Here is a 26,680-nt window from a genome sequence, read left to right on the forward strand (position 1 = left end):
AAAACGCGTAAAAGCAACTTTAAGCGAGTAGGGCAACTGTTTACACTCTCAGCTACTCGTGACAATGACTAAAAACAGGCCACGCCATGATTCTTATTATTTACGCGCATCCTTATCCGCAGCATTCGCATGCGAACAGGTACATGCTTGAGCATTTAAACACTCTGGATGGGGTAGAGGTTCGTTCTCTTTATCAGCTATACCCTGACTTTAATATCGATATCGCCGCTGAACAGGAGGCGCTCTCTCGTGCCGATCTGCTTGTCTGGCAACATCCGATGCAGTGGTACAGTACGCCGCCGTTGCTCAAGCTGTGGATCGACAAGGTTCTCTCACACGGCTGGGCGTACGGTCATGGCGGGACGGCGCTGAAGGGAAAAAGCCTGCTCTGGGCGGTCACTACTGGTGGCAGCGAGCACCATTTTGAGATTGGCGCTCACCCGGGATTTGAGGTACTGGCGCAACCGTTACAGGCTACGGCGCTTTACTGCGGGCTGGAGTGGCTCGAACCCTTTGTTATGCACGATACCTTTATTAGTGATGATGAAACGCTGCAGGCTGAGGCCCGCCGTTATAAACGACGTTTAGTTGACTGGCAGGAGAGACAAGATGGATAGCCATACCCTGATACAAGCGCTGATCTACCTTGGCGCCGCTGCGCTGATCGTGCCTGTTGCGGTGCGCCTGGGGCTGGGATCGGTGCTGGGTTATCTCATTGCCGGTTGCGTGATAGGACCGTGGGGATTGCGTCTGGTTACCGACGCGGAATCAATCCTTCACTTTGCCGAGATTGGCGTGGTGCTGATGCTGTTTGTGATTGGACTGGAGCTGGATCCGCAGCGCCTGTGGAAGCTTCGTGCCTCGGTCTTCGGCGGCGGCGCGTTACAGATGGTGGCCTGTGGCGTGTTGCTCGGCGGTTTCTGTATCCTGCTGGGGATGGCGTGGAAAGTGGCGGCGCTTATCGGCATGACGCTGGCGCTCTCCTCCACGGCTATCGCCATGCAGGCGATGAATGAACGCAACCTGACGGTTACGCAGATGGGGCGAAGCGCCTTTTCGGTGCTGCTGTTTCAGGATATCGCCGCCATCCCGCTGGTGGCGATGATCCCGTTGCTGGCCACCTCCGGCGCCGCAACTACCCTCGGCGCCTTTACCCTCTCAGCGCTGAAGGTGGCAGGCGCGCTGGCGCTGGTGATCCTGCTGGGGCGCTATGTGACCCGCCCGCTGCTGCGCTTTGTCGCCCGCTCAGGCCTGCGCGAAGTCTTTAGCGCCGTGGCGCTATTTCTGGTCTTTGGTTTTGGCTTGCTGCTGGAAGAGGCGGGCTTATCCATGGCGATGGGGGCCTTTCTGGCAGGCGTTCTGCTGGCAAGCTCCGAATACCGCCACGCGCTGGAGAGCGATATCGAGCCGTTTAAGGGGCTGCTGCTGGGGCTCTTTTTCATCGGTGTGGGAATGTCCATCGATTTCGGGACGCTGGTTACCCATCCGCTGCGGATCCTGTTGTTGCTGGCCGGTTTCCTGGTCATCAAAATGGTTATGCTCTGGCTAATCGCCCGCCCGCTCCAGGTACCTGGCAGACAGCGCCGCTGGTTCGCCGTCCTGCTGGGGCAGGGGAGTGAATTTGCGTTCGTGGTATTTGGCGCGGCGCATATGGCGAACGTGCTTGATCCCGAGTGGGCAAAAGCGTTAACCCTCGCGGTGGCGCTCTCTATGGCGGCGACGCCGATTCTGCTGGTGGTGCTGACGCGCCTTGAGGCAGCGGGAAAAGAGCAGGCGCGGGAAGCGGATGAAATTGACGAGGAGCAGCCGCGCGTTATCATCGCCGGGTTTGGCCGATTCGGGCAGATCGCCGGGCGACTGTTGCTCTCCAGCGGTGTAAAAATGGTCATTCTGGATCACGATCCAGACCACATTGAAACCCTGCGCAAGTTTGATATGAAGGTCTTTTATGGCGACGCGACGCGGGTGGATCTGCTGGAGTCCGCCGGAGCGGCGAAGGCGGAAGTATTGATTAACGCCATCGACGATCCGCAGTCCAGCCTCCAGCTCACCGAACTGGCGCAGACGCATTTCCCGCATCTGCAAATCATCTCCCGGGCGCGCGATGTCGATCACTACATCAAGCTGCGTCAGGCAGGGGTTATCGCGCCGGAACGTGAAACCTTCGAAGGGGCGCTCAAGTCAGGCCGTATGGCGCTGGAACGCTTAGGCGTCGGGGCGTATGAAGCGCGTGAGCGCGCCGACCGTTTCCGCCGCTTCAATACCGATATGGTAGAGGAGATGGTCGGAATGGCGGAAAACTCCGCCAGGGCGCGTGCGGCGGTGGTTAAACGCACCAGTGCCATGCTGACCGAGATCATCAATGAGGACCGTAACCATCTGTCACTGACCCAGCGCCATGGCTGGCAGGGAACGGAAGAGGGCAAACATACCGGCGACCGGCAGGACGAGCCGCAGAGTAAACCTTCAGTGTGAAGAGGGGTTGCCAGCAATAATAAAAAATTTCCGCTTCTTTACTCTGTGGCTTGTCGACGAAAGATTAAGCTTTACGTATAGTGGCGGCAATTTTTTGCATCCAGGAAATATTCAATGATCAGTCTGATTGCAGCGCTGGCGGTCGATCGCGTTATCGGTATGGAAAACGCCATGCCGTGGAATCTGCCTGCCGATCTCGCATGGTTTAAACGCAATACCTTAAACAAACCGGTAGTGATGGGCCGCCTGACCTGGGAGTCTATCGGGCGTCCCCTGCCGGGCCGTAAAAATATTGTGATCAGCAGCCAGCCGGGGAGTGACGATCGCGTTGAATGGGTAAAATCGGTCGACGAGGCGATTGCTGCCTGCGGCGACGCGGAAGAGATTATGGTGATCGGCGGCGGGCGCGTTTACGATCAGTTCCTGCCGAAAGCGCAAAAGCTCTATCTGACGCATATCGATGCTGAAGTGGAAGGCGATACCCATTTTCCGGATTACGATCCTGACCAGTGGGAGTCCGTGTTCAGTGAGTTTCATGATGCGGATGCCCAGAACTCGCACAGCTACTGCTTCGAAATTCTGGAGCGTCGTTAAGCGATCTCCTCTCCCCGTCGGGGAGAGGGATCTCAATTCTTACGAGGCCACCGCCTCTTCATCGCCCAGACTCTGCTGCCGGTTCGATGGCTGTACAAAGTACGCCTTATCCTCCCAGCGCAGACAGGTTAACTCCCCGCCCCAGCAGCAGCCGGTATCCAACGCGTAGACGTTTGGCGGCGTGCCTTTACCTTCCAGAGAGGCCCAGTGGCCAAAGACAACGCTGTACGCCTCCGTCACCGGACCGGGTATAGCGAACCATGGTTTGAGCGGTGCGGGCGCGTTGATCGGCGTATCTTTGCAGTACATATCAAGCTGGCCGTTCGGAAAGCAGTAGCGCATCCGGGTAAAGGCGTTAGTGATAAAGCGCAGGCGCGCCAGACCGCTCAACTCCGGGCTCCAGTTGTTGGGCATATCGCCATACATCGCGTCGAGGAAAAAGGGATAGGAGTCGCTGGCCAGCACCGCCTCGACGTCGCGAGCGCACTCTTTTGCCGTCGCCAGATCCCACTGCGGGGTGATCCCGGCATGCGCCATCACCAGCTTTTTCTCTTCATCAATTTGCAGCAGCGGCTGGCGACGCAGCCAGTTGAGCAGCTCGTCGGCGTCGTCCGCCTCAAGCAGCGGCGTCACGCGATCTTTGGGTTTATTGCGGCTGATACCGGCAAAAACCGCCAGCAGATGCAGATCGTGATTGCCAAGCACCATGCGCACGCTGTCGCCCAGTGATTTGACGTAGCGGAGCACCTCCAGCGAACCGGGGCCGCGCGCCACCAGGTCGCCCGTCAGCCAGAGCGTATCTCTCCCTGGCGTAAACTCTACCTGTTTTAATAACGCGATCAGTTCATCGTAGCAACCGTGAACGTCGCCAATAAGATATGTAGACATGTTTTAGTGTATGCGTGTAGGAACAGAGAGACGGAAAACGGGAATAGCAATGCGGAACGCGTTGCCGTCAGCATCGACCATTTCGTAATGGCCCTGCATGGTGCCCAGCGGCGTCTCAATGATGGCGCCGCTGGTATATTGATACTCTTCGCCAGGGGCGATATGAGGCTGCTCGCCTACCACACCCTCTCCCTGGACTTCAATCTCACGGCCATGGCCGTTAGTGATAAGCCAGTAGCGCCCCAGCAGCTGCACGGGCACCCGCCCCAGGTTGCGAATGGTCACGGTATAAGCAAAAACAAAACGTTCTTCATCCGGTGTGGACTGGGATTCGATGTAGACGCTCTGGACCTGAACACATACGCGGGGCGAATCATACATGGCTTAGTTCTCCTTCGGCGGCCTGCTTTCGCTGATGAAATTCGCCATCCTGCAGTACTGTTCAACGGAGATATTCTCCGCTCGCATCGCCGGATCGATACCGAGTTCGGTTAACGTTTCGACGGAGAACAGATTGCCCAGGCTGTTGCGAATCGTTTTGCGGCGCTGGTTAAAGGCTTCTGTGGTAATGCGGCTCAGCACGCGCAGATCCTTCACCGGATACGGCATCGTTTTGTGCGGCACCAGGCGCACCACTGCAGAGTCGACCTTAGGCGGCGGCGTAAATGCCGTCGGCGGGACTTCCAGCACAGGGATAACGTTGCAGTAATACTGCGCCATCACGCTCAGTCGACCATACGCTTTACTGTTCGGGCCTGCAACCAGTCGATTGACGACCTCTTTTTGCAGCATAAAGTGCATGTCGGCAATGGCATCAGTATAGCTAAACAGATGGAACATTAGCGGGGTGGAGATGTTATACGGCAGGTTGCCAAAGACGCGCAGCGGCTGACCCAGCTTCTCAGAGAGCTCGCCGAAGTTCATGGTCATGGCATCCTGCTGATAAATAGTCAGCTTAGGACCAAGGAACGGATGCGTTTGCAGACGTGCCGCCAGATCGCGGTCCAGCTCAATCACGGTGAGCTGGTCGAGGCGTTCGCCGACCGGCTCGGTCAGCGCGGCAAGACCCGGGCCGATTTCGACCATGGCCTGGCCTTTCTGCGGATTGATGGCCGCAACAATACTGTCGATCACAAATTGATCGTTGAGGAAGTTTTGCCCGAAGCGTTTACGGGCTAAGTGGCCCTGATGGACTCGATTAGTCATTGAGTATTAACAATCATTTTGATGGCGAGGTTAAGCGCCGTAATAAAACTGCCGACATCCGCTTTTCCCTGGCCTGCCAAATCGAGAGCAGTGCCGTGGTCAACGGAGGTGCGAATAAAGGGTAAACCGAGGGTGATATTCACGCCGCGGCCAAAGCCCTGGTATTTTAGCACGGGTAGGCCCTGATCGTGGTACATCGCCAGCACGGCGTCTGCATTATCCAGATATTTGGGCTGAAAGAGGGTGTCCGCCGGTAGCGGCCCGCTAAGATTCATCCCTTTGGCGCGCATTTCTTCAAGCACCGGAATGATAGTATCAATCTCTTCGGTACCCATATGTCCGCCTTCGCCCGCGTGGGGGTTCAGCCCACACACCAGCACGTGCGGGCGGGCAATGCCGAACTTAGTCTGCAAATCATGATGCAGAATAGTAATGATTTCGCGAAGCAGTTCAGGCGTAATGGCTTCAGGGATCGCTTTGATCGGCAGATGGGTGGTTACCAGGGCGACGCGCATCGCCTCTGTCGCCAGCATCATCACCACTTTCGGGCTCTGCGAGCGCTCCTCAAAAAACTCTGTGTGCCCGGTAAAGGGAATGCCCGCCTCGTTGATAACGCCTTTATGCACCGGTCCGGTAATCAGCGCGGCAAACTCCCCCGCCAGGCAGCCGTCGCAGGCGCGCGCCAGCGTCTCCACCACGTAAGAGCCATTTTCCACGCTGAGCTGGCCCGCGACCGCGGGGACCCGCAGGGAGACGGGAAGCAGCGTCAACGTTCCGGCCTGCTGCGGGGCAGGGGCGCGGGAGGCATCATAGGGAAGAAGCGTCAGCGGCAGGCCGAGCAGAGCGGCCCGCTCCTGTAACAGCGAGGCATCCGCACAGACAACCAGCTCCACGGGCCAGCTGCGCTGGGCAAGCTGGACCACCAGATCCGGGCCAATCCCGGCAGGTTCGCCGGGCGTGATGACGACACGGTGCTGTTTCATTAGTTGCTCAGCACTTTCACATAAGCACTGGCGCGCTGCTCCTGCATCCAGGTCGCCGCTTCTTCAGAGAATTTACGGTTGAAGAGCATGCGGTAAGCGCGATCTTTCTGCGCCGCATCGGTTTTATCCACGTTACGGGTATCCAGCAGCTCGATCAGGTGCCAGCCAAACGAAGAGTGAACCGGCTCGCTGATCTGGCCCTTGTTCAGCTTCATCAGCGCATCGCGGAAAGCAGGATCGTAGACCGCAGGCGCTGCCCAGCCCAGATCGCCGCCCTGATTGACGGAGCCCGGATCCTGAGAGAACTCTTTTGCGGCGGCGGCGAAGGTGGTTTTGCCGCTCTTGATATCCGCAGCGATTTGCACAAGCTTAGCGCGGGCCTGGTCGTCGGTCATAATCGGCGACGGTTTTAACAGGATGTGGCGAGCATGGACTTCCGTAACGGAGACGCTTTTGCTCTGCCCGCGCAGATCGTTCACCTTCAGGATATGGAAGCCTACGCCAGAGCGGATTGGGCCGATGATATCGCCTTTCTTCGCGGTGCTCAGCGCCTGAGCGAAGATAGAAGGCAGCTCCTGAATACGGCCCCACCCCATCTGACCGCCTTTCAGAGCCTGCTGGTCGGCAGAGTAGGTGATAGCCAGTTTGCCAAAGTCCGCGCCGTTACGTGCCTGGTCGACAATGGAACGCGCCTGGTTTTCCGCTTCAGCCGCCTGATCGGAGGTCGGGTTTTCCGGCAGCGGGATCAGAATGTGGCTCAGGTTCAGCTCGGTGCTGCCGTCGTTCTGGTTGCCTACCTGCTGCGCCAGCTGATCGACCTCCTGAGGCAGAATGGTGACGCGGCGACGTACCTCGTTGTTACGCACTTCCGAAATCAGCATCTCTTTGCGGATTTGATTACGGTAGGTGGCGTAATTGATGCCGTCATAGGCCAGACGGCTGCGCATCTGATCCATCGTCATGTTGTTTTGTTTTGCGATATTGGCGATGGCCTGATCGAGCTGTTCGTCAGAGATCTTCACGCCCATTTTCTGGCCCATCTGCAAAACAATCTGATCCATGATCAGGCGTTCAAGGATCTGATGACGCAGCGTGGTGTCATCAGGAAGCTGCTGACCTGCCTGGCCCGCGTTGAGCTTGACGGATTGCATCAAACCATCAACGTCGCTTTCCAGCACGACGCCGTTATTTACAACGGCGGCGACTTTGTCGACAACCTGCGGGGCAGCGAAGCTGGTATTCGCAACCATGGCGATACCGAGCAGCAGCGTTTTCCAGTTCTTCATACTTTTTCCATTTCAATTAACCGCACAGCGGATTACGTGGTAAATCAGGCACATTACAAGGAACTACGGTACGGCAGAATATTCGAACGCAGCATCTGCTGAGTGCCCAGACCGTAGTTGGAACTCAGGCCGCGCAGTTCGATATTAAAGCCAATCACGTTATCGTACTTGCTCTGAACGTTTTGTGTATCCCAGCCGTTAAGCTTACGCTCGTAGCCGACGCGAATGGCGTAACAGCAGGAGTTATACTGCAGGGCCAGCATCTGATCGGCAGGCTTATTGACGTTGGTGTCATAGTAATAAGCGCCCACCACAGACCAGCGATCGGCCAGCGGCCAGCTGGCTACGCCGCCGACCTGCGAGATACCATCTTTGTACTGCTCACCGCGGGAATAGTTAGGCAGCGTCGCCTGGATGTACTCCGGGCTGGCGTAGCGGTAGGTCAGCTGTAACAGACGATCCTCATCACGACGATACTCGATCGCGCCGCTGCCGGTCGCGATGTTGTCGAGACGGGTATCGTACTGCACGCCACCGCGCAGGCCCCAGCGATCGGATATACGCCAGTAGGTATCACCCGCCCAGACCAGCGAACCGGTATCGTTATCTTTCTCCCAGTTGATGTCATCATCACCGGTGCGCGACTCGGTGAAGTAGTAGATTTGACCAATGGAAGCGTTAAAACGTTCAACCGCCGCGTCATCATAAATGCGGGTTGTGACGCCGGTCGTCACCTGGTTGGCAGAGGCGATACGGTCAAGGCCGCCGTAGGTCCGATCCCGGAACAGGCCGCTGTAGTCCGACTGCAGCAGCGACGAGTCGTAGTTCTGAATTTTGCTCTGATCGCGATAAGGCACGTAGAGATACTGCACGCGCGGCTCCAGCGTCTGGGTATACCCTTCAGCCCAGTTCATGTCGCGCTCGAAGGTCAGCTTGCCGTCCACCTTAAACTGCGGCAGTACACGGTTAACGGAATCCTCCAGGTCGGTTCCATATCTGTTGTTATACCAGTCGAGATTTTTCTGCTGGTAGTGGGTCGCCATCAGCTTGGCTTCGGTATTCAGACTCGCCCAGTCGTTGGAGAGAGGCAGGTTGATAACCGGTTCCAGATGCACACGCGTCGCTTCCGGCATGTCGGAATTGGTGTTAACAAAATGGACCACCTGACCATAGACGCGGGTGTCAAACGGACCCACGTCGTTCTGGTACCAGTTAATATCGAGCTGCGGCTCCGCGCCGTAAGTGCTGGTCGACTGGGTATCAAAGACCTGGAACTGCTTGGTCGACACGGTGGCGTTGAAGTTTTCAATCGCGTAGCCAACGCTAAATTTTTGCGTGGCGTAGCCGTCGGTACTGGAGCCGTAAGTAGAGTCGAAATCGTTAAAATAGTAAGGGTCGCTGACCTTGGTGTAGTCAATGTTGAAGCGCCACACCTGATCCAGCACACCTGCATGCTGCCAGTAGAACATCCAGCGATGTTCATCCCCTTCGGTCGGATGCTCATCCTGGAAAACCTTATCTGACGGCAGGTAATCAAACTCCATCAGCCCCGCGCCTGCCTGAGTCAGATAGCGGAATTCGTTTTCCCACATGATATTGCCGCGCTTGTGGATGTAGTGCGGCGTGATGGTGGCGTCCATGTTGGGCGCGATATTCCAGTAATACGGCAGGTAGAACTCAAAGTAGTTCGTGGTGCTGTATTTGGCGTTCGGGATCAGGAAGCCTGAGCGACGCTTATCCCCCACCGGCAGCTGCAGGTAAGGGCTATAGAAGACCGGTACCGGGCCGAGCTTGAAGCGGGCGTTCCAGATCTCCGCGACCTGCTCTTCACGGTCGTGGATCACTTCGCTCCCCACCACGCTCCAGGTATTGGAGCCGGGCAGACAAGAGGTAAAGGAGCCGTTTTCGAGGATCGTATAGCGATTTTCGCCGCGCTGCTTCATCAGGTCCGCTTTACCGCGGCCCTGGCGATCTACCATCTGATAATCACCATCCCAGACGTTAGTGTCTTTGGTGTTCAGATTTGACCACGCTTTCGGACCTTTCAGGATGACCTGATTGTCGTCATAGTGCACATTGCCGAGAGCATCAACCGTACGAACCGGCTCTGCCGCGCCGTCGGGCTGTTTCTGGTGCAGCTGAACTTCATCAGCCTGCAGGCGGCTATTACCCTGGTTGATATCCACATTACCGGTAAAGGTCGCGTCGTCAGGATAATTTCCCTTCGCATGATCGGCATTGATAGTGACAGGAAGATCGTTAGTATCACCCTTCACCAACGGGCGATTATAGCTGGGTACGCCAAGCAGACATTGCGAGGCGAGATCGGCTGACAGTCCCTGTTGGCTGTACAGCGCAGTACCGATCATTGTGGCCAGGAGGGTGGGAATACGTTTTTTCATACGTTTTTATATTGTTCCGTCATCAGTGGCGTTACAGCTTGCAAGCTGTCAGAGACTAACGTACTCATCAATGCAGTGCCAGCGTTAATCTGCCGTTTGCGAACCAGAGTGTTAGGCGCGCTATCGAATGACGAGTATGATAATGCAAATTATAGGCGATGTCCCTCAATTGACCGTGGCGTGACCACCGTTTTGAAGGCGCTACGCTGGACCAGGAAGATGACCATTCGGGGAGTATATGCAGTATTGGGGTAAAATTATCGGCGTTGCGTTCGCATTAATCATGGGCGCTGGATTTTGGGGTGTCGTGCTTGGCCTGATTATCGGCCATATGTTTGATAAAGCCCGCAGCCGAAAAATGGCCTGGTTTGCCAACCAGCGCGAGCGCCAGGCGCTCTTCTTCGCCACCACTTTTGAGGTGATGGGGCATCTGACTAAGTCAAAAGGGCGGGTGACCGAGGCGGATATTCAGGTGGCGAGCGTGCTGATGGATCGCATGAACCTGCACGGCGACTCCCGCGCCGCGGCGCAAAACGCTTTTCGTGTCGGTAAAGCGGACAACTATCCGCTGCGTGAGAAGATGCGCCAGTTCCGCAGCGTCTGTTTTGGCCGCTTCGATCTGATTAGGATGTTTCTGGAAATTCAGATTCAGGCGGCGTTTGCCGACGGTTCGCTGCATCCGAACGAGCGCGCGGTGCTCTACGTCATTGCCGAGGAGCTGGGGATCTCCCGCACCCAGTTCGATCAGTTCCTGCGGATGATGCAGGGGGGCGCGCAGTTTGGCGGCGGCTATCAGCAGCAGTCGTCCGGCGGCGGCTGGCAGCAGGCGCAGCGCGGCCCAACGCTGGAAGATGCCTGTAACGTGCTGGGCGTAAAGCCCACCGATGACGCCGCCACCATTAAACGCGCTTACCGCAAGCTGATGAGCGAGCATCATCCGGATAAGCTGGTGGCAAAAGGGCTGCCCCCGGAGATGATGGAGATGGCGAAGCAAAAAGCGCAGGAAATTCAGAAAGCCTACGAGCTGATTAAAGAGCAGAAAGGGTTTAAGTAAGGTATGGCGCCTTATCCGGCCTGTACAGTGCTGTAGGCCGGATAAGCGCAGTGCCCCCGGCACCGTTGCCGGGGGCTTAAAAGTCCACCGGTGCGTTAAAGGTCATCGAATTGCCAAACTTCGGATGGGTAATGGTCAGCGTCTGGGCATGCAGCAGCAGGCGTGGCGCCATCGCCAGCGCCTGCGGCGTGGCGTAGAAGCGATCCCCCAGAATCGGGTGCCCCAGCGCCTGCATATGCACCCGCAGCTGATGTGAACGTCCGGTAATCGGTTTAAGCAGCACGCGCGCGGTATTATCCGGCGCGTACTCCAGCACCTCGTAGTCGGTCTGGGCCGACTTCCCCGTCTCAAAACAGACTTTTTGCTTCGGACGGTTAGGCCAGTCGCAAATCAGCGGCAAATCCACTTGCCCCTCCGCTTTTTCCGGGTGCCCCCAGATGCGCGCCACGTACTGTTTCTTCGGCTCACGCTCGCGAAACTGGCGCTTAAGCTCCCGTTCTGCCGCTTTGGTCAGCGCTACCACAATCACGCCGCTGGTGGCCATATCCAGGCGATGGACCGATTCCGCCTGCGGATAGTCGCGCTGAATGCGCGTCATCACGCTGTCTTTATGCTCCTCCAGACGCCCCGGCACGGACAACAGGCCGCTTGGCTTGTTGACCACCATAATATGTTCATCCTGATAGAGGATAACCAGCCAGGGCTCCGTTGGCGGATTGTAGGATTCCATCACCATGTCGCGCTCCGTTTACTGATGCGTAACCACGATAAGACGCAGCGCGTCCAGTCGCCAGCCCGCCTGATCCAGACTCTCCAGCACCTGCTGGCGATTGGTTTCGATCGCCGCCAGCTCGTCATCGCGAATGTTCGGGTTGACCGCCCTGAGCGCCTCCAGACGCGAGAGCTCGGCAGAGAGTTTCTCGTCAGCCTCGCTGCGCGCCGCGTCAATCAGGGCGCGCGCCGCTTTCTCAATCTGCGCTTCGCCCAGCTGGAGAATAGCGTGAACGTCCGGCTGCACCGCATTCACCAGCTTGCTGCCCGTATGACGATTGACCGCGCTGAGCTGGCGGTTAAAGCTCTCAAACTCGACCTGCGCGGCGAGGTTGGTGCCGTTTTTATCCAGCAACAGGCGCACCGGCGTCGGCGGCAGGAAGCGGTTAAGCTGCAGCTGCTTCGGCGCCTGCGCTTCGACCACGTAGATCAGCTCCAGCAGCAGGGTGCCCACCGGCAGGGCTTTGTTCTTCAGCAGGGAGATGGTGCTGCTGCCGGTATCGCCGGAGAGGATTAAATCCAGGCCGTTGCGGATCAGCGGATGCTCCCAGGTAATGAACTGGGCATCTTCACGTGAGAGGGCCACGTCACGCTCAAAGGTGATGGTGCAGCCATCTTCCGGCAGCCCCGGGAAATCCGGCACCAGCATATGATCGGACGGGGTAAGCACAATCAGGTTCTCCCCGCGATCGTCCTGGTTAATCCCCACGATATCGAACAGGTTCATCGCGAAGCTAATCAGGCTGGTGTCGTCATCCTGCTCTTCGATGCTTTCCGCCAGCTTCTGCGCCTTCTCGCCGCCGTTGGAGTGGATCTCCAGCAGGCGGTCGCGCCCCTGCTCCAACTGCGCCTTCAGCGCATCGTGCTGCTCGCGGCAGGATTTGATCAGCTCGTCAAAGCCGTCACTGTTTTCCGGCGCGGCCAGGTAGCCAATCAGCTCGCTATGCACCCGATCGTAGATGGCGCGGCCGGTCGGACAGGTGTGTTCGAAAGCGTCCAGACCTTCGTGATACCAGCGAACCAGCACCGACTGGGCCGTCTTTTCCAGGTACGGCACGTGGATCTGAATATCGTGCGCCTGGCCGATACGGTCCAGACGGCCGATACGCTGCTCCAGCAGGTCCGGGTTGAACGGCAGATCGAACATAATCAGGTGGCTGGCAAACTGGAAGTTGCGGCCTTCGGAACCAATTTCCGAGCAGAGCAGCACCTGCGCGCCGGTATCTTCTTCGGCAAACCAGGCGGCGGCGCGGTCGCGCTCAATGATCGACATTCCCTCATGGAAGACGGCGGCGCGGATACCTTCGCGTTCGCGCAGCACCTGCTCCAGCTGCAGGGCGGTAGCTGCTTTGGCGCAAATCACCAGCACCTTCTGCGAACGGTGGCTGGTGAGGTAGCCCATCAGCCACTCCACGCGCGGATCGAAGTTCCACCAGGTTCCGCTATCGCCTTCAAACTCCTGGTAAATCTGCTCCGGATAGAGCATATCGCGTGCGCGTTCTTCCGCGCTTTTGCGCGCGCCCATAATGCCGGAGACCTTGATGGCGGTCTGATACTGCGTCGGCAGCGGCAGTCTGATGGTGTGCAGCTCGCGTTTCGGGAAGCCTTTCACGCCGTTACGGGTGTTGCGGAACAGCACGCGGCTGGTGCCGTGGCGATCCATCAGCATGGCGACCAGCTCCTGGCGAGCCGCGTCGGCATCGTCACGATCGCTGTTAGCCGCCTGCAGCAACGGCTCAATATCCTGCTCGCCAATCAGCTCGCTTAAGGTGTTGAGTTCGTCGTTGGAGAGATGTTTGCCTGCCAGCAGCAGGGCAACCGCGTCAGCCACCGGACGGTAGTTTTTCTGCTCTTCAACGAAGAGATCAAAGTCGTGGAAGCGGCTGGGATCGAGCAGACGCAGGCGTGCGAAATGGCTCTCCATGCCCAGCTGTTCCGGCGTGGCGGTCAGCAGCAGGACGCCCGGCACCCGCTCGGCCAGCTGTTCAATCGCCAGATACTCCCGGCTTGGGGCATCGACGCTCCAGACCAGATGGTGCGCTTCGTCCACCACCATGATGTCCCATTCGGCGTCGCACAGATGCTCCAGGCGCTGCTTGCTGCGGCGCACAAAGTCCAGCGAGCAGATCACCAGCTGTTCGGTCTCAAACGGGTTATCGGCGTCGTGCTGCGCTTCGGCGTAGCGCTCATCGTCAAACAGCGAGAAGCGCAGGTTGAAGCGGCGCAGCATCTCCACCAGCCACTGGTGCTGGAGCGTTTCCGGGACGATAATCAGCACGCGCTCGGCGGCACCGGAGAGCAGCTGCTGATGCAGGATCATCCCCGCCTCGATGGTTTTGCCAAGGCCTACCTCGTCCGCCAGCAGCACGCGCGGCGCATGGCGGCGGCCCACTTCATGGGCGATGTTAAGCTGGTGAGGGATCAGGTTGGTGCGCTGCCCGCGCAGGCCACTCCAGGGCATACGGTACTGCTCGCTCTGAAATTTACGCGCGCGGTAGCGCAGCGAAAAGCGATCCATCCGGTCAATCTGGCCCGCAAACAGGCGATCCTGAGGCTTGCTGAAGGCGAGCTTGCTGTCGAGCAGCACTTCGCGCAGCATCACGTCGGTTTCACTGGTATCGAGTCGGGTGCCGATGTAGGCGAGCAGGCCGTTCTCTTCTTTTACCTCTTCAACCTTGAGCTGCCAGCCTTCATGGCTGGTCACGGTATCGCCCGGGTTAAACATCACGCGAGTCACAGGGGAGTCATTGCGAGCGTACAGACGGTTTTCACCCGTAGCAGGGAAAAGGAGAGTCACCATACGCGCGTCCAGCGCTACTACCGTTCCTAATCCAAGTTCGCTTTCTGTATCGCTGATCCAGCGTTGACCAAGTGTAAAAGGCATAGTTGTTCGGCTCTAATCTCAAATTGCAGGCAATAGTTCGACCGCCGTCGTTAAATGACGGCCATCAAATAATGGGTCCGGGGATGGAAAGGGCGCTATGGTACTGGATGCCAGCGTTTTCGTCACGCGTCAAAATAGCCCCAGTTGCCCTGTCATCAGTGTAGCAAAGTCATCGTCCATGAAAGGTAAAATTCCTTCCGCCACCGGCTGGAGCTGACGCGTCAGATAGTGCTCATAGTCCAGCGGCGAGCGTTGATAATCCAGCGGTTCCGGGCCGCTGGTGGTCCAGACATATTTTATGGTGCCGCGATTCTGGTATTGCGGCGCGCGCCCCCGTCGCGCGTTCTCTTCATCCGCCAGCCGCGCGGCCCGGGCGTGAGGCGGCACGTTACGCTGGTAGTCGGCCAGCGGACGGCGCAGGCGTTTTCGGTAGACCAGCTGGCTGTCCAGCTCGCCCGCCATCAGGCTGGCGATGGTCTCCCGGATATAGTCCTGATACGGCTCGTTACGAAAGATGCGCAGGTAGAGCGACTGCTGGAACTGCTGCGCCAGCGGCGTCCAGTCGGTACGTACCGTTTCCAGCCCCTTAAAGACCATACGCTGCTGATCTCCATCCTGAATCAGTCCCGCGTAGCGCTTTTTACTGCCCTGGTCGGTCCCACGAATGGTGGGCATTAAAAAGCGGCAGAAGTGGGTTTCAAATTCCAGCTCCAGCACGCTGGTTAACTGCTTATCTTGCAGATGGTTGCGCCACCAGTCGTTCACAAATGCCACCAGTCTCTTACCGATCGCTGCCGCTTCCGCTTCGCTGTGGGGAAGTTTCAGCCAGACAAAGGTGGAGTCGGTATCGCCGTAAATGACATCGAAGCCCTGCGATTCGATCAGCGCTTTAGTCTGGAGCATGATCTCGTGTCCGCGCAGGGTGATCGAGGAGGCCAGACGGGGATCGAAGAACCGACAGGCGCTGGTGCCGAGCACGCCGTAAAAGGCGTTCATAATGATCTTCAGCGCCTGGGCGAGCGGCTTATTTCCCTGACGTTTGGCCTCGTCGCGCCCGCGCCAGATCTGGCTGACGATCTCCGGCAGGCAATGAGTTTCGCGGGAGAACCGCGCCCCCAAAAAGCCTTCGGTGCTTTGATCATCGTCGGGATGCGCCAGACCTTCCACCAGCCCTACCGGATCGATAAGGAAGGTGCGGATAATGGACGGGTAGAGGCTTTTATAGTCGAGCACCAGTACCGAGTCGTAGAGCCCGGGGCGGGAGTCCATCACGTAGCCGCCGGGGCTCGCCTGCGGCGGCACGTCGCCGAGGTTGGGCGCAACGTAGCCCGCCCGATGCATGCGGGGAAAATAGAGATGGCTGAAGGCGGCGACCGATCCGCCGTGGCGATCCACCGCCAGCCCGTTGACGGCGGCGCGCTCCAGCAGAAAAGGCATTATGTCCGTCTTGTGGAAAATCTGCGTGACCAGCTCGCAATCCTTCAGGTTATAGGTGGCGAGCGCCGGTTTATCCTGCCCGAAGCGCCGTTCGATCTCATCCATTCGGTCCCACGGGTTATCAATCGCTTTCCCTTCGCCCAGCAGTTCGCGGGCGACTGACTCCAGGGAAAACGATGAAAAGTTCCAGAACGCCGATTTGAGCGCTTCAATACCGTCGATAATCAGCCGGCCTTTGGCCTGTGCGAAGAAGACGTTGTTTTTAAAGCCGTGCTCACGCCATTCCAGCTCGCTGCCCGCGCGCCCCAGCCGCAGCGGAATGCGGTAACGTTCGGCATGCTTTTGCAACACACGCAGATCAAACTGCACTACATTCCAGCCAATCAGCACGTCGGGATCGTGTTCGGCAAACCACTGGTTCAGCTTCTCCAGCAGTTGCGGGCGGCTGTTGACATACTCAAGCTGAAAATCGAGCGCCGTGGCGTCGCCGTTGGGCGGTCCCAGCATATAGACGACGCGCTGCCCGCACCCTTCCAGACCGATACAGTACAGCTCGCCGTGGCGGGTGGTTTCAATATCCAGCGATACCCACTTCAGCGGCGGGCGATAATGCGGGTGAGGCTTCAGGCGGGCGTTAATGAGGCGGCCATTGTGCGCGGTGCCGTCAACCCAGACGGGGGCGGTAATAAACCGCTCCATCAGAAAACGCTCAGGGGGGCGAATATCCGCTTCATACAGCGTAATACCCGCTTCGCGCAGCCATTTTTCGTAGCGCATCAGCTGGCGATGCGTACGGCAGTAAAGGCCGTAAACCGGCTGGCGATGAAAATCTTTCAGTTCAAGAGGGGTAAGACGCCATTCGCTTTCGTCGCGCAGCAGCAGCCTTACCTTTTCGACATGCGCTTCAGGGATAAAGGCTACGGACTCCTGCGGCGGCAGCGTGACGTTCAGCGGGCCGTTGTCCGTCGCCAGCCAGAACTCCACTTCTGTCCCGAGAGGCGTATCCCGCCAGTGCCGGGTCAGTAAAAAGCCTTCTTGCGCCACGCCGTTCTCTCATACAACAAAACCAGGCGTGATTATAGCCTGGTTGAAGGTATTACGCTGGAGTTTTATACAGGTATGGTGTGCCGGATGGCGCTGCGCTTATCCGGCCTACAGTTCCCGCAGGCCGGATAAGCGCAGCGCCACCGGGCTATGAGCTACTGCCCGTAATAGGCTTTCGCGCCATGCTTGCGCAGATAATGTTTATCCAGCAGCGTCTGCTGCATATCCGGCAATTGCGGCGCCAGCTGACGGCAGAAGATGCCCATATAGGCGACCTCTTCCAGCACGATGGCGTTATGCACCGCATCTTCGGCGTTTTTACCCCAGGCGAAGGGGCCGTGGGAGTGAACCAGCACCCCCGGCATTTGCGCGGCGTCGATCCCCTGCTTTTTAAAGGTCTCGACAATGACGTTGCCGGTCTCCCACTCATACTCGCCGTTAATTTCCGCATCGGTCATCAGACGGGTGCAGGGGATGGTGCCGTAAAAATAGTCGGCGTGAGTGGTGCCCGTCGCCGGGATGGATTGTCCGGCCTGCGCCCAGATGGTCGCGTGGCGGGAGTGGGTGTGCACGATGCCGCCGATTGCGGGAAAAGCCTGATAGAGCAGGCGGTGGGTCGGCGTATCTGACGACGGTTTTTTCGTCCCCTCCACCACCTCGCCGGTTTCAAGGCTCACCACCACCATATCGTCTGCGGTCATCACCGTATAATCCACGCCGGATGGCTTAATGACGAACACCCCTTTTTCGCGGTCAACGGCGCTGACGTTGCCCCAGGTCAGAGTAACCAGATTATGTTTCGGCAGCGCCAGGTTGGCTTCGAGAACCTGACGTTTGAGATCTTCTAACATTGTTATCTCCTGCCGGATGGCGCTTCGCTTATCGGACCCACAGAACCGCAGGCCCGGTAAACGTAGTGCCACCGGGCACTTCGTACTTAACGTTTTAAACCGTAATAGACTTCGTTCCAGCGCAGCGCGTCTTTGAAGGCGGGCAGGCGGGTTTCGTTATCAATAACGGTCAGTTCAATATCGTGAAGCTCAGCGAACTGGCGCATGTCGTTCAGATCCAGCGCGTGGCTAAAGACGGTGTGATGCGCGCCGCCCGCCAGGATCCAGGCTTCTGACGCGGTAGGCAGATCCGGCTGCGCTTTCCACAGGGCGTTCGCCACCGGCAGCTTCGGCAGATCGTGCGGGGTTTTCACCGTTTCGATGGTGTTGACCAGCAGGCGGAAGCGATCGCCCAGGTCGATCAGGCTGGCGACAATGGCCGGGCCGGTCTGGGTGTTGAAGATCAGGCGGGCCGGATCGGCTTTGCCGCCGATGCCCAGATATTGCACGTCGAGGATCGGTTTCTCCTCTACGGCGATGGAAGGACAGACTTCCAGCATATGCGAGCCCAGCACCAGGTCGTTGCCGTTCTCAAAGTGGTAGGTGTAATCCTCCATAAAGGAGGTGCCGCCCTGCAGACCGGTTGACATCACCTTCATGATGCGAAGCAGGGCGGCGGTTTTCCAGTCGCCTTCACCCGCAAAGCCATAGCCCTGCTGCATCAGACGCTGTACGGCCAGGCCAGGAAGCTGTTTCAGCCCGTGAAGATCTTCAAACGTGGTGGTAAAGGCGTGGAAGCCGCCCTGTTCCAGGAAGCGTTTCATCCCCAGCTCAATGCGAGCGGCATCCAGCACGTTCTGGCGTTTGTCGCCGTTGATCTGCGCGGCCGGGGTCAGGCGGTAGCTGCTCTCATACTCATCGACCAGCGCATTGATGTCCCCATCGCTGATTTCATTCACCACCTGCACCAGGTCGCCCACCGCCCAGGTATTCACCGAGAAGCCGAACTTGATCTGTGCGGCGACTTTGTCTCCGTCGGTCACCGCCACTTCACGCATATTGTCGCCGAAGCGCACCACTTTCAGTTGGCGGGTGTCCTGTTTAGAGACCGCCTGGCGCATCCAGGAGCCGATCCGTTTTTGCGCCTGGCCATCCTGCCAGTGGCCGGTAACCACCGCGTGCTGCTGGCGCATACGGGCGCCGATGAAGCCGAACTCGCGGCCGCCGTGCGCGGTCTGGTTCAGGTTCATAAAGTCCATGTCGATGCTCTCCCACGGCAGGGAGGCGTTGAACTGGGTATGGAATTGCAGCAGCGGTTTGTTAAGGATAGAGAGTCCGTTAATCCACATTTTGGCCGGAGAGAAGGTGTGTAGCCATACCACTAAGCCGGCGCATTTATCGTCATAGTTGGCGTCGCGGCAGATATGGGTAATCTCATCCGGGGTGGTGCCGAGCGGCTTCAGCACCAGCTTACAAGGCAGTTTTGCCTTTGCGTTCAGTTCATTAACCACATGTTCCGCATGTTGCGTCACCTGCCGCAGCGCTTCTGGCCCATAGAGATGCTGGCTGCCAATAACAAACCACACTTCATAATTATTAAAAATCGTCATTGTTAAATCCTTAATGAGTCAGGGTAGCCGTCGTTTCCGGGCTGTTCTTTGCCGGGGCGGAGACAGGGAGATAGTGAAGTTCTGCGCTTTTTGACCATTGCAGGTAGCGCTGATAAAGCTGTTCGAAGCGCTGAGCCTGCTGCGGGCGCGGCTGTAGCGTGCTTTCAACGGCGCTCGCCATCGCGCGCTGCGCCGCAGGAATATCGGCATGAACGCCCGCCGCTACGGCGGCGAAAATCGCGGCCCCCAGCGCGCAGCACTGGTCAGAGGCGACAATCTGCAGCGGCCGGTTAAGCACGTCGCAGCAGGCCTGCATGATGACCGGGTTCTTACGGGCGATACCGCCCAGCGCCATCACTTCATTTACCGCGATCCCCTGGGAGGTAAAGCACTCCATAATGGCGCGTGCGCCGAAGGCGGTAGCGGCAACCAGCCCGCCGAAGAGGGTCGGTGCGTCGGTGGCGAGATTAAGATCGGTAATCACCCCTTTCAGACGCTGGTTGGCGAAGGGGGTGCGGCGCCCGTTAAACCAGTCGAGCACCACCGGGAGGTGATCGAGAGAGGGATTTTGCGCCCACGCCTCGGTCAGCTGCGGCAGGAGCGCTTTTTTGCTCTCCGCAATCTGCGTTTTAAGTTCTGGATGGGTGGCTGCCAGCTGGTCCAGCGGCCAGCCGAGCACGCGGCCAAACCAGGCGTAGATATCGCCAAAGGCCGACTGACCCGCCTCCAGGCCGATAAAGCCGGGCACGACGCTCCCGTCAACCTGGCCGCAGATACCTTTCACCGCGCGGTCGCCCACGGTGGCGTTGTCCGCCGTCAGGATGTCGCAGGTGGAGGTTCCGATTACTTTTACCAGGGTGTTGGGCTGTGCTCCCGCGCCGACCGCTCCCATATGGCAGTCAAACGCGCCGCCGGAGAGGGTGATGGTCTGCGGCAGGCCCAGACGCTGCGCCCACTCTTCGCAGAGGGTGCCCACCGGGAGATCGGCGGTCCAGGTGTCGGTAAAGAGCGGATAGCGCAGATGCTGGTTGATAATGGGGTCCAGTTCATCGAAGAAAGCGGCAGGCGGCAGGCCGCCCCAGCTTTCATGCCACAGCGACTTGTGTCCGGCGCTGCAACGGCCACGGCGAATATCCGCCGGACGCGTGGTCCCGGAAAGCAGAGCCGGGATCCAGTCGCACAGCTCTATCCAGGAGACCGCGGCCTGCGCCACGGCGCGGTCGGCGCGGGTGACGTGCAGAATTTTGGCCCAGAACCATTCGCTGGAGTAGATGCCGCCGATGTAGCGGGAATAGTCGGTTTTACCCGGCTGATGGCACAGGCGGGTGATCGCTTCCGCCTCTTCAACCGCGGTGTGATCCTTCCAGAGCACAAACATGGCGTTCGGGTTGTCGGCAAATTCCGGGCGCAGCGCCAGCACGCGGCCTTCTGCGTCAATCGGCGCCGGGGTTGAGCCGGTGCTGTCGACGCCGATGCCAACGATCTGCGCGCGCTGCTCGTCGCTCAGCTGCTGGAGCACCGCCTTAATGGCCGCCTCCATCGACTCGATGTAATCGCGCGGGTGGTGGCGGAACTGGTTATTGGGCGCGTCGCAGTAGCGCCCCTCCTGCCAGCGGGGATACCACTCTACGCTGGTTGCTATCTCCTGGCCCGTCTTACACTCCACCGCCAGGGCGCGAACCGAGTCACTGCCAAAATCGAGGCCAATCGCAATTGCCATTGTCTTGCTCCATCCAAAATCAGGTATGAGTGAACATTAGAGATTGAGGGGAAAAATCGTCAGGCAGGATCCGCTAATCTTATGGATTAAATTGCTGTTACGCTCGAAAGTGTGACGCCGTGCAAATATTCAATGTGGACATTTCTGCCGTGGTTATAGACACTTTTGTTACCGCTTAACGGGGGAGAGTAGCAGGTAAATCGCGTAGAAAGGCTGAAATAAGGCGAACCTGCGCCAGCCCTTATAACGGCGGGTTCTCTGCCGTACCCGTTTTTATGGCGTAAATAACGATATGGACAATTGGTTTCCTTCTGACTGCCGGGGAGGCAGGTAATATGGCTGAAACGCAAAACGATCCGCTGCTGCCGGGCTATTCGTTTAACGCCCATCTGGTGGCCGGTTTAACGCCGATTGAAGCCGACGGCTATCTCGACTTTTTTATCGATCGTCCGCTGGGGATGAAAGGTTATATCCTTAATCTGACGGTGCGGGGCGAGGGTGTAATCAAAAACGGCGACCAGCAGTTTGTCTGCCGGCCCGGGGATATGCTGCTCTTTCCGCCGGGGGAAATTCATCACTATGGCCGCCATCCCGACGCCAGCGAGTGGTATCACCAGTGGGTCTATTTTCGACCGCGCGCCTACTGGCAGGAGTGGCTGACGTGGCCGTCGATTTTCGCCCATACCGGTTTTTACCGGCCGGACGATGCGCATCAGACGCTGTTTCGCGAGCTGTTTGCGCAGATTATCGAGGCGGGCCAGGCGGGAGGACGCTACGCCGAGCTGCTGGCGATCAACCTGCTGGAGCAGCTTCTGCTGCGGCGTATGGAGGCGATCAACGAATCGCTGAACCCGCCGCTGGATAACCGGGTGCGGGATGCCTGCCAGTACATCAGCGACCATCTGGCGGACAGTCAGTTTGATATCGCCAGCGTCGCCCAGCATGTCTGTCTGTCGCCGTCGCGTCTGTCGCATCTGTTCCGCCAGCAGCTCGGCGTCAGCGTGTTGAGCTGGCGCGAGGACCAGCGCATCAGCCAGGCCAAGCTGCTCCTCAGCACCACCCGGATGCCGATCGCCACCGTGGGCCGTAACGTCGGATTTGAGGATCAGCTCTATTTCTCGCGCGTATTTAAAAAGTGCACCGGTGCCAGCCCGAGTGAATTTCGCGCCGGATGTGAATAATGCGTAAAAAAAGATAAACCTGAAGGTGAAGTTAAGCGGCAGCCTGTAAACTACTCAGACAATTGTTCCCCTGTGCAGCAGGGGAACATTCTCAGAACCCCCGCTTCGTTAACTGGCCGGAATTTTTATGCAGGCATTGCTGGAACATTTTATTACGCAGTCCGTGGCGTATTCCCTGATCGCCGTTGCGCTGGTCGCCTTTCTGGAATCGCTGGCGCTGGTGGGGCTGATTTTACCCGGTACGGTGATGATGGCCGGACTGGGCGCGCTGATTGGCGGCGGCGAGGTTAACTTCTGGCAGGCCTGGCTGGCGGGCATCATCGGCTGCCTGATGGGGGACTGGATCTCCTTCTGGCTCGGCTGGCGCTTTAAAAAGCCGCTTCACCGCTGGTCGTTTATGAAAAAGAACAAGGCGCTGCTGGATAAAACCGAGCACGCCCTGCATCAGCACAGCATGTTTACCATCCTGGTGGGGCGCTTCGTCGGCCCGACGCGACCGCTGGTGCCGATGGTCGCGGGGATGCTCGACCTGCCGGTCAGCAAGTTTATCCTGCCCAATATTATCGGCTGCGTATTCTGGCCGCCGTTCTACTTCCTGCCCGGTATTCTGGCTGGCGCGGCGATCAATATTCCCGCCGATGAACAGAGCGGCCATTTCAAATGGCTGCTGTTAGCGACGGCGCTACTGCTGTGGCTGGCGGTCTGGCTCTGCTGGCGACTGTGGCGCAGCGGGAAATCGGGTACCAGCCGCCTGACGCGCTATCTGCCGCGCGGTCGCCTGCTGTGGCTTGCGCCGCTTATGCTGGCGGCTGGGGTGGCGCTGCTTGTGATCCTCATTCGCCATCCGCTGATGCCGGTCTATGGCGAAATTCTGCTGAAAGTGGTGAGCCGCTAAACGTCAGTTGCGGGGGCGATGCCCAGCAGGGCTGACGCGCTCGCTCTGCCGCTCAAAAGCGCCTGCGTCGGGCCATCCCAGGCGATACGCCCGTCGGCGATGACCACCGAACGCGGGGCGATACGCGCCGCATCGTCCACGCTATGCGACACCATCAGCAGGGTGAGTTGCTGCTGACGACAGACCCTGTCCACCAGCGTCAGCATCTCCTGGCGCAGGGCGGGATCGAGCGCTGAAAAAGGTTCATCCAGCAGCAGGACCGGCTGGCCGCGCACCAGACAGCGCGCCAGCGCCACCCGCTGACGCTGGCCGCCGGAGAGCGCCCCGGGCAGCCTGTCGAGAAGATCGTCCAGCCCCATCTGCCGGGCGATTTCATCCAGCTTCCCGCGCTGGGCGTGGTTGAGCCGCAGCCCCGGATCCATCCCCAGCGCGATATTCTGGCGCACCGTCAGGTGGGTGAAGAGGTTATTTTCCTGAAACAGCATCGAGACGGGGCGACGGGCAGGCGGCGTGCGGGTGCACTCCTGGTTATTGATGGTCATGCTGCCGCTGGCCGGGAGCAAAAAGCCCGCTATCAGATTGAGTAGCGTACTCTTGCCCGCGCCGCTGGGACCCAGTACCGCAATCCGTTCCCCCGGCGCGACGGAGAGGGTAAAGCGCATCGGCAGATGGTGATAAAGCCAGGTGATATCAGTCAGAGTTAACATGGCGTCCCGGGAGTTTTTCGATAACGGTAAACAGGGTAAAGCAGAGCAGTAACAGCAGCAGCGCGGTAACGGCGCCATCCTGGCTGCGGTAAGAGCCGATCTGCTGATAAAGCCAGAAGGGGAGGGTGCGGAAATCGTCATTGCCGAACAGCGCCACCACTCCAAAATCGCCTATCGACAGCACGCAGGCGAACGCCAGCGCCTGCGCCAGCGGACGCCTCAGCGCCCGCAGCTCAACCACCTTCAGCCGCCGCCAGCCGACAATGCCCAGCGAGTGGCAAAGCAGCGTATAACGCGCGCTGATGTCACGCATCGGGTTTTCCAGCACCTTCATGGCGTACGGGATCGCCATCAGCGCATTGGTGAAAATCACCACCCCGTCGGCGCGCTCGGGGAGTCCGGAGGTACTGTTAAAAAGTAAAAAGAAGCCGGTGGCCAGCACAATGCCGGGCATCGCCAGGATCAGCATGCCGCTGATCTCCAGCGCCTGCCCCGCCAGCCGCTGCTGCCGGGCGTAAAGCTCGCGGCTGCTCCAGAGCAGCATCAGGGTGAGCAGCACGCAGAGAAGCCCCGCGCCGAGGGCGATGCGCAGGGAGGTCCAGAGCGCCTGCCACAGCACCGGCTGGCGCAGCACATGCAGCAGGCTGGCGTTGAGCCCGTCCACCACCACCGCCAGCAGCGGCGGCAGCAACAGCAGTAGCGCCAGCGCGATGAGGAGCGTATCGCCCGCCCGGCTGCGCAGACTGTCCTGCGGATCGCGCCAGCCTGAAATCTGATGGCTGCCCACCGGGATCGCCTTGCTTAAGCGCTGGCTCAGCAGTACCAGGCCCAGGCAGCACGCCATCTGCACCATCGCCAGCAGCGCCGCCCGACTAGGATCGTAGTCGTAGCTCAGCGCCTGGTAGATAGCCAGTTCAATGGTGGTCGCCTGCGGGCCGCCGCCCAGCGACAGTACCGTGGCGAAGCTCGCAAAGCAGAGCATAAAGATGAGCGCGGCGGCGGGAGGGATCTGTCGGCGCAGCCAGGGCCACTCCACCAGCCGGAAGAACGACCAGCCGCGCATGCCAAGCTGAGCTGCCAGCTGGCGCTGCTCGCCGGGAATGCTCTCCAGCGCCTGGAGAAGCAGCCGGGTCGCCATCGGCAGGTTAAAAAAGATATGCGCCAGCAAAATTCCCTGCAACCCATAAGGGGAGAAACGCCATTCGATCCCCCATGCCTGCAGCAGGGTGGCGAGCCACCCCTGGCGGCCATAGACGCTCAGAATGCCGAACACCGCCACCAGTACCGGCAGGATAAGGGTCATCGCGCACAGGCGCAGCAGCGCCGTCCTGCCCGGGAAACGGCGACGGTAGAGCGCCCGGGCAAGGAAAATGGCCGGGACAACCGACAGCAGGGCAGAGAGAAACGCCTGCCAGAAGGAGAAGCGGACCACATGCCAGAGGTAGCTGTCGTGCCAGAGGGCGAGAAGATCGCTTCCCGGCGCGTTAAGCCAGAGCGCGCAAAACGCCCCGACGCAGACCACCACCATCAGCGTGGCGGCGCATAGCCCGGGAACAAGCCAGCCGGGGATCAGCGGCTGACGGCGCGTTGCCATTCACCGATCCAGGCTGCACGCTGGCTGGAAACCTGCTGCGGAGTAAATTCCAGCGTGGTTTGCGGTTTCGGCAGCGAAGCAAAGCCCGCCGGCAGCGTCACGTCGCTGACCGGATACATCCAGTTGCCGGTGGGGATCGCATTCTGAAACGCGGGCGAAACCATAAACTTAAGGAACTTCTCCGCCAGCTCGGGCTGTTTGCTGCCCGCGAGACGGGCGGCGACTTCCACCTGCAGATAGTGGCCTTCGGCAAAATTGGCCGCCGCGTAATTCTCTTTTTTCTCTTCAATAATATGGTAAGCCGGGGAGGTGGTGTAGCTCAGCACCAGGTCGCTCTCCCCTTTCAGAAAGAGGCCGTAGGCTTCGCTCCAGCCTTTGGTGACGGTGACGGTTTTCGCCGCCAGCTTCTGCCACGCCTGCGGGGCGTTATCACCGAAGACTTTTTGCATCCAGAGCAGGAGTCCGAGGCCTGGCGTGCTGGTCCGCGGATCCTGATAGATCACGCGCCATTTCTGGTCGCTTTCCACCAGCTCTTTCAGGCTTTTCGGCGGATTTTTCAGTTTGTTTTTGTCATAGACAAAAGCGAAATAGCCGTAGTCGAAGGGGACAAAGGTGTCGTTTTTCCAGCCGCCAGGCACCTTCACCGCGCTGTCAGGAACGCCGCTTTTGGCGAACAGCCTGGTCTGCGTGGCCGCTTCCAGAAGATTGTTATCCAGACCCAGCGCCACATCCGCCTTGCTGTTTTTCCCTTCCATGCGCAGACGGTTCAGCAGAGAGACGCCATCCTCCAGGGCCACGAACTTCAGTTCGCAGTTGCAATCAGCTTCGAACGCCTTTTTCACCACCGGGCCGGGGCCCCAGTCGGCGGCGAAAGAGTCGTAGGTATAGACCGTCAGAACGGGCTTTGCGAAAGCGGGCAGCGCCATCAGCGCCAGCAGGGGAATTACTTTTTTTAACACTTTGCACCTCAAAGTTGAGTGGCAAAGGATTTTGAGATAGAGCCTCAAATCCCTTCGCCGGCGTTATCCGGATCAGGTTCGACGGGTATTATCTCAGCGCACATCAGTGATGCAGCACCCCGTTGAGAACGGCGCTATTGTAATGATTTGGTGAATATTA

21 protein-coding genes and 1 riboswitch are annotated in these 26,680 nt (G+C 58.8%); of the genes, 6 read left to right on the forward strand and 15 right to left on the reverse strand.

What is annotated here, in order from left to right; genetic code table 11:
- The first annotated feature begins 86 nt into the window (after positions 1-86).
- The 3 genes from kefF (at position 87) to folA (ending at position 3,069) form a co-directional block, all read left to right on the forward strand.
- Complete coding sequence (gene kefF / locus BN3796_RS08565; RefSeq protein WP_061707941.1) at positions 87-617, forward strand: glutathione-regulated potassium-efflux system oxidoreductase KefF; 531 nt, start codon at positions 87-89, stop codon at positions 615-617.
- Positions 610-2,475 (forward strand): glutathione-regulated potassium-efflux system protein KefC, encoded by a 1,866-nt coding sequence (kefC, locus tag BN3796_RS08570; protein ID WP_061707942.1) that lies wholly within the window; start codon positions 610-612, stop codon positions 2,473-2,475. Before kefF ends, kefC begins: the two co-directional genes overlap by 8 nt.
- Positions 2,476-2,589: 114 nt before the next feature.
- A complete protein-coding gene (folA, locus tag BN3796_RS08575) occupies positions 2,590-3,069 on the forward strand; it encodes a type 3 dihydrofolate reductase (RefSeq protein ID WP_061707943.1) in 480 nt (159 codons plus the stop codon).
- Between the two features lie 39 nt (positions 3,070-3,108).
- Here the strand turns inward: folA and apaH are convergent, their stop codons facing one another.
- Genes apaH through lptD form a run of 6 tightly spaced genes read right to left on the reverse strand, consistent with a single transcriptional unit; the run spans position 3,109 to position 9,834 of the window.
- Positions 3,109-3,957 carry a bis(5'-nucleosyl)-tetraphosphatase (symmetrical) ApaH gene (gene apaH, locus BN3796_RS08580; RefSeq protein ID WP_061707944.1) on the reverse strand — a complete coding sequence of 283 codons (849 nt, stop codon included), beginning with the start codon at positions 3,955-3,957 and terminating at the stop codon, positions 3,109-3,111.
- Positions 3,958-3,960: 3 nt separating this feature from the next.
- The gene (apaG, locus tag BN3796_RS08585) at positions 3,961-4,338 is read right to left on the reverse strand and encodes a Co2+/Mg2+ efflux protein ApaG (RefSeq protein ID WP_061707945.1); all 378 of its coding nucleotides are present in this window, start codon (positions 4,336-4,338) and stop codon (positions 3,961-3,963) included.
- 3 nt (positions 4,339-4,341) lie between these two features.
- Positions 4,342-5,163: a 16S rRNA (adenine(1518)-N(6)/adenine(1519)-N(6))-dimethyltransferase RsmA gene (rsmA, locus tag BN3796_RS08590; protein ID WP_061707946.1), complete on the reverse strand. Its 822-nt coding sequence runs from the start codon at positions 5,161-5,163 to the stop codon at positions 4,342-4,344.
- Positions 5,160-6,146, reverse strand: a complete 987-nt coding sequence (gene pdxA / locus BN3796_RS08595; protein ID WP_061707947.1) for a 4-hydroxythreonine-4-phosphate dehydrogenase PdxA — start codon at positions 6,144-6,146, stop codon at positions 5,160-5,162. The genes rsmA and pdxA overlap by 4 nt, the downstream gene beginning before the upstream one ends.
- Positions 6,146-7,432 (reverse strand): peptidylprolyl isomerase SurA, encoded by a 1,287-nt coding sequence (surA, locus tag BN3796_RS08600; protein WP_061707948.1) that lies wholly within the window; start codon positions 7,430-7,432, stop codon positions 6,146-6,148. Before surA ends, pdxA begins: the two co-directional genes overlap by 1 nt.
- 53 nt (positions 7,433-7,485) lie before the next feature.
- Positions 7,486-9,834 (reverse strand): LPS assembly protein LptD, encoded by a 2,349-nt coding sequence (lptD, locus tag BN3796_RS08605; RefSeq protein ID WP_061707949.1) that lies wholly within the window; start codon positions 9,832-9,834, stop codon positions 7,486-7,488.
- A 238-nt stretch (positions 9,835-10,072) separates the two neighbouring features.
- Between lptD and djlA the strand changes: the two genes are divergently transcribed.
- Positions 10,073-10,888: a co-chaperone DjlA gene (gene djlA, locus BN3796_RS08610; protein WP_061707950.1), complete on the forward strand. Its 816-nt coding sequence runs from the start codon at positions 10,073-10,075 to the stop codon at positions 10,886-10,888.
- A gap of 76 nt (positions 10,889-10,964) precedes the next feature.
- On the opposite strand, the gene rluA is transcribed toward djlA, so the two are convergent.
- The 6 genes from rluA to araB form a co-directional block, all read right to left on the reverse strand.
- A complete protein-coding gene (gene rluA, locus BN3796_RS08615; protein WP_061707951.1) occupies positions 10,965-11,624 on the reverse strand; it encodes a bifunctional tRNA pseudouridine(32) synthase/23S rRNA pseudouridine(746) synthase RluA in 660 nt (219 codons plus the stop codon).
- 12 nt (positions 11,625-11,636) lie between these two features.
- Positions 11,637-14,543, reverse strand: coding sequence for an RNA polymerase-associated protein RapA (rapA, locus tag BN3796_RS08620; protein ID WP_061707952.1), 2,907 nt, complete (start codon positions 14,541-14,543; stop codon positions 11,637-11,639).
- Positions 14,544-14,672: 129 nt separating this feature from the next.
- The gene (gene polB / locus BN3796_RS08625) at positions 14,673-17,024 is read right to left on the reverse strand and encodes a DNA polymerase II (RefSeq protein ID WP_061707953.1); all 2,352 of its coding nucleotides are present in this window, start codon (positions 17,022-17,024) and stop codon (positions 14,673-14,675) included.
- Between the two features lie 155 nt (positions 17,025-17,179).
- The gene (gene araD / locus BN3796_RS08630; protein ID WP_061707954.1) at positions 17,180-17,875 is read right to left on the reverse strand and encodes an L-ribulose-5-phosphate 4-epimerase; all 696 of its coding nucleotides are present in this window, start codon (positions 17,873-17,875) and stop codon (positions 17,180-17,182) included.
- Between the two features lie 86 nt (positions 17,876-17,961).
- Positions 17,962-19,464: an L-arabinose isomerase gene (gene araA / locus BN3796_RS08635; protein ID WP_061707955.1), complete on the reverse strand. Its 1,503-nt coding sequence runs from the start codon at positions 19,462-19,464 to the stop codon at positions 17,962-17,964.
- A 10-nt stretch (positions 19,465-19,474) separates the two neighbouring features.
- A complete protein-coding gene (gene araB / locus BN3796_RS08640) occupies positions 19,475-21,184 on the reverse strand; it encodes a ribulokinase (RefSeq protein WP_061707956.1) in 1,710 nt (569 codons plus the stop codon).
- 335 nt (positions 21,185-21,519) lie between these two features.
- Here araB and araC point away from each other — a divergent pair, with 335 nt between their 5' ends.
- On the forward strand, positions 21,520-22,365 hold the full coding sequence (araC, locus tag BN3796_RS08645; RefSeq protein ID WP_061707957.1) for an arabinose operon transcriptional regulator AraC: 846 nt from the start codon (positions 21,520-21,522) through the stop codon (positions 22,363-22,365).
- A 127-nt stretch (positions 22,366-22,492) separates the two neighbouring features.
- Positions 22,493-23,260, forward strand: coding sequence for a DedA family protein (locus tag BN3796_RS08650; protein WP_061707958.1), 768 nt, complete (start codon positions 22,493-22,495; stop codon positions 23,258-23,260).
- Here BN3796_RS08650 and thiQ read toward each other — a convergent pair.
- The 3 genes from thiQ to thiB are packed head-to-tail and all read right to left on the reverse strand — an operon-like array spanning position 23,257 to position 26,520.
- Complete coding sequence (thiQ, locus tag BN3796_RS08655) at positions 23,257-23,967, reverse strand: thiamine ABC transporter ATP-binding protein ThiQ (RefSeq protein ID WP_061707959.1); 711 nt, start codon at positions 23,965-23,967, stop codon at positions 23,257-23,259. The two genes, BN3796_RS08650 and thiQ, sit on opposite strands and share 4 nt — an antisense overlap.
- Positions 23,951-25,561, reverse strand: a complete 1,611-nt coding sequence (thiP, locus tag BN3796_RS08660; RefSeq protein WP_061707960.1) for a thiamine/thiamine pyrophosphate ABC transporter permease ThiP — start codon at positions 25,559-25,561, stop codon at positions 23,951-23,953. The genes thiQ and thiP overlap by 17 nt, the downstream gene beginning before the upstream one ends.
- On the reverse strand, positions 25,537-26,520 hold the full coding sequence (gene thiB, locus BN3796_RS08665; protein WP_061707961.1) for a thiamine ABC transporter substrate binding subunit: 984 nt from the start codon (positions 26,518-26,520) through the stop codon (positions 25,537-25,539). The genes thiP and thiB overlap by 25 nt, the downstream gene beginning before the upstream one ends.
- 31 nt (positions 26,521-26,551) lie before the next feature.
- A riboswitch (TPP riboswitch) is annotated at positions 26,552-26,652 on the reverse strand.
- Positions 26,653-26,680 lie beyond the last annotated feature (28 nt).

The organism is Pseudenterobacter timonensis (assembly GCF_900021175.1).
GTDB lineage: Bacteria > Pseudomonadota > Gammaproteobacteria > Enterobacterales > Enterobacteriaceae > Enterobacter > Enterobacter timonensis.

Coding starts and splice junctions, on each gene's coding strand:
- apaH (WP_061707944.1), bottom strand. CDS start 3,957: ATGTCTACATATCTTATTGGCGACGTTCACGGTTGCTACGATGAACTG.
- apaG (WP_061707945.1), bottom strand. CDS start 4,338: ATGTATGATTCGCCCCGCGTATGTGTTCAGGTCCAGAGCGTCTACATC.
- kefF (WP_061707941.1), top strand. CDS start 87: ATGATTCTTATTATTTACGCGCATCCTTATCCGCAGCATTCGCATGCG.
- djlA (WP_061707950.1), top strand. CDS start 10,073: ATGCAGTATTGGGGTAAAATTATCGGCGTTGCGTTCGCATTAATCATG.
- thiP (WP_061707960.1), bottom strand. CDS start 25,561: ATGGCAACGCGCCGTCAGCCGCTGATCCCCGGCTGGCTTGTTCCCGGG.
- araC (WP_061707957.1), top strand. CDS start 21,520: ATGGCTGAAACGCAAAACGATCCGCTGCTGCCGGGCTATTCGTTTAAC.
- lptD (WP_061707949.1), bottom strand. CDS start 9,834: ATGAAAAAACGTATTCCCACCCTCCTGGCCACAATGATCGGTACTGCG.
- BN3796_RS08650 (WP_061707958.1), top strand. CDS start 22,493: ATGCAGGCATTGCTGGAACATTTTATTACGCAGTCCGTGGCGTATTCC.
- folA (WP_061707943.1), top strand. CDS start 2,590: ATGATCAGTCTGATTGCAGCGCTGGCGGTCGATCGCGTTATCGGTATG.
- araB (WP_061707956.1), bottom strand. CDS start 21,184: ATGGCAATTGCGATTGGCCTCGATTTTGGCAGTGACTCGGTTCGCGCC.
- rapA (WP_061707952.1), bottom strand. CDS start 14,543: ATGCCTTTTACACTTGGTCAACGCTGGATCAGCGATACAGAAAGCGAA.
- araA (WP_061707955.1), bottom strand. CDS start 19,464: ATGACGATTTTTAATAATTATGAAGTGTGGTTTGTTATTGGCAGCCAG.
- pdxA (WP_061707947.1), bottom strand. CDS start 6,146: ATGAAACAGCACCGTGTCGTCATCACGCCCGGCGAACCTGCCGGGATT.
- araD (WP_061707954.1), bottom strand. CDS start 17,875: ATGTTAGAAGATCTCAAACGTCAGGTTCTCGAAGCCAACCTGGCGCTG.
- rsmA (WP_061707946.1), bottom strand. CDS start 5,163: ATGACTAATCGAGTCCATCAGGGCCACTTAGCCCGTAAACGCTTCGGG.
- thiQ (WP_061707959.1), bottom strand. CDS start 23,967: ATGTTAACTCTGACTGATATCACCTGGCTTTATCACCATCTGCCGATG.
- rluA (WP_061707951.1), bottom strand. CDS start 11,624: ATGGTGATGGAATCCTACAATCCGCCAACGGAGCCCTGGCTGGTTATC.
- surA (WP_061707948.1), bottom strand. CDS start 7,432: ATGAAGAACTGGAAAACGCTGCTGCTCGGTATCGCCATGGTTGCGAAT.
- kefC (WP_061707942.1), top strand. CDS start 610: ATGGATAGCCATACCCTGATACAAGCGCTGATCTACCTTGGCGCCGCT.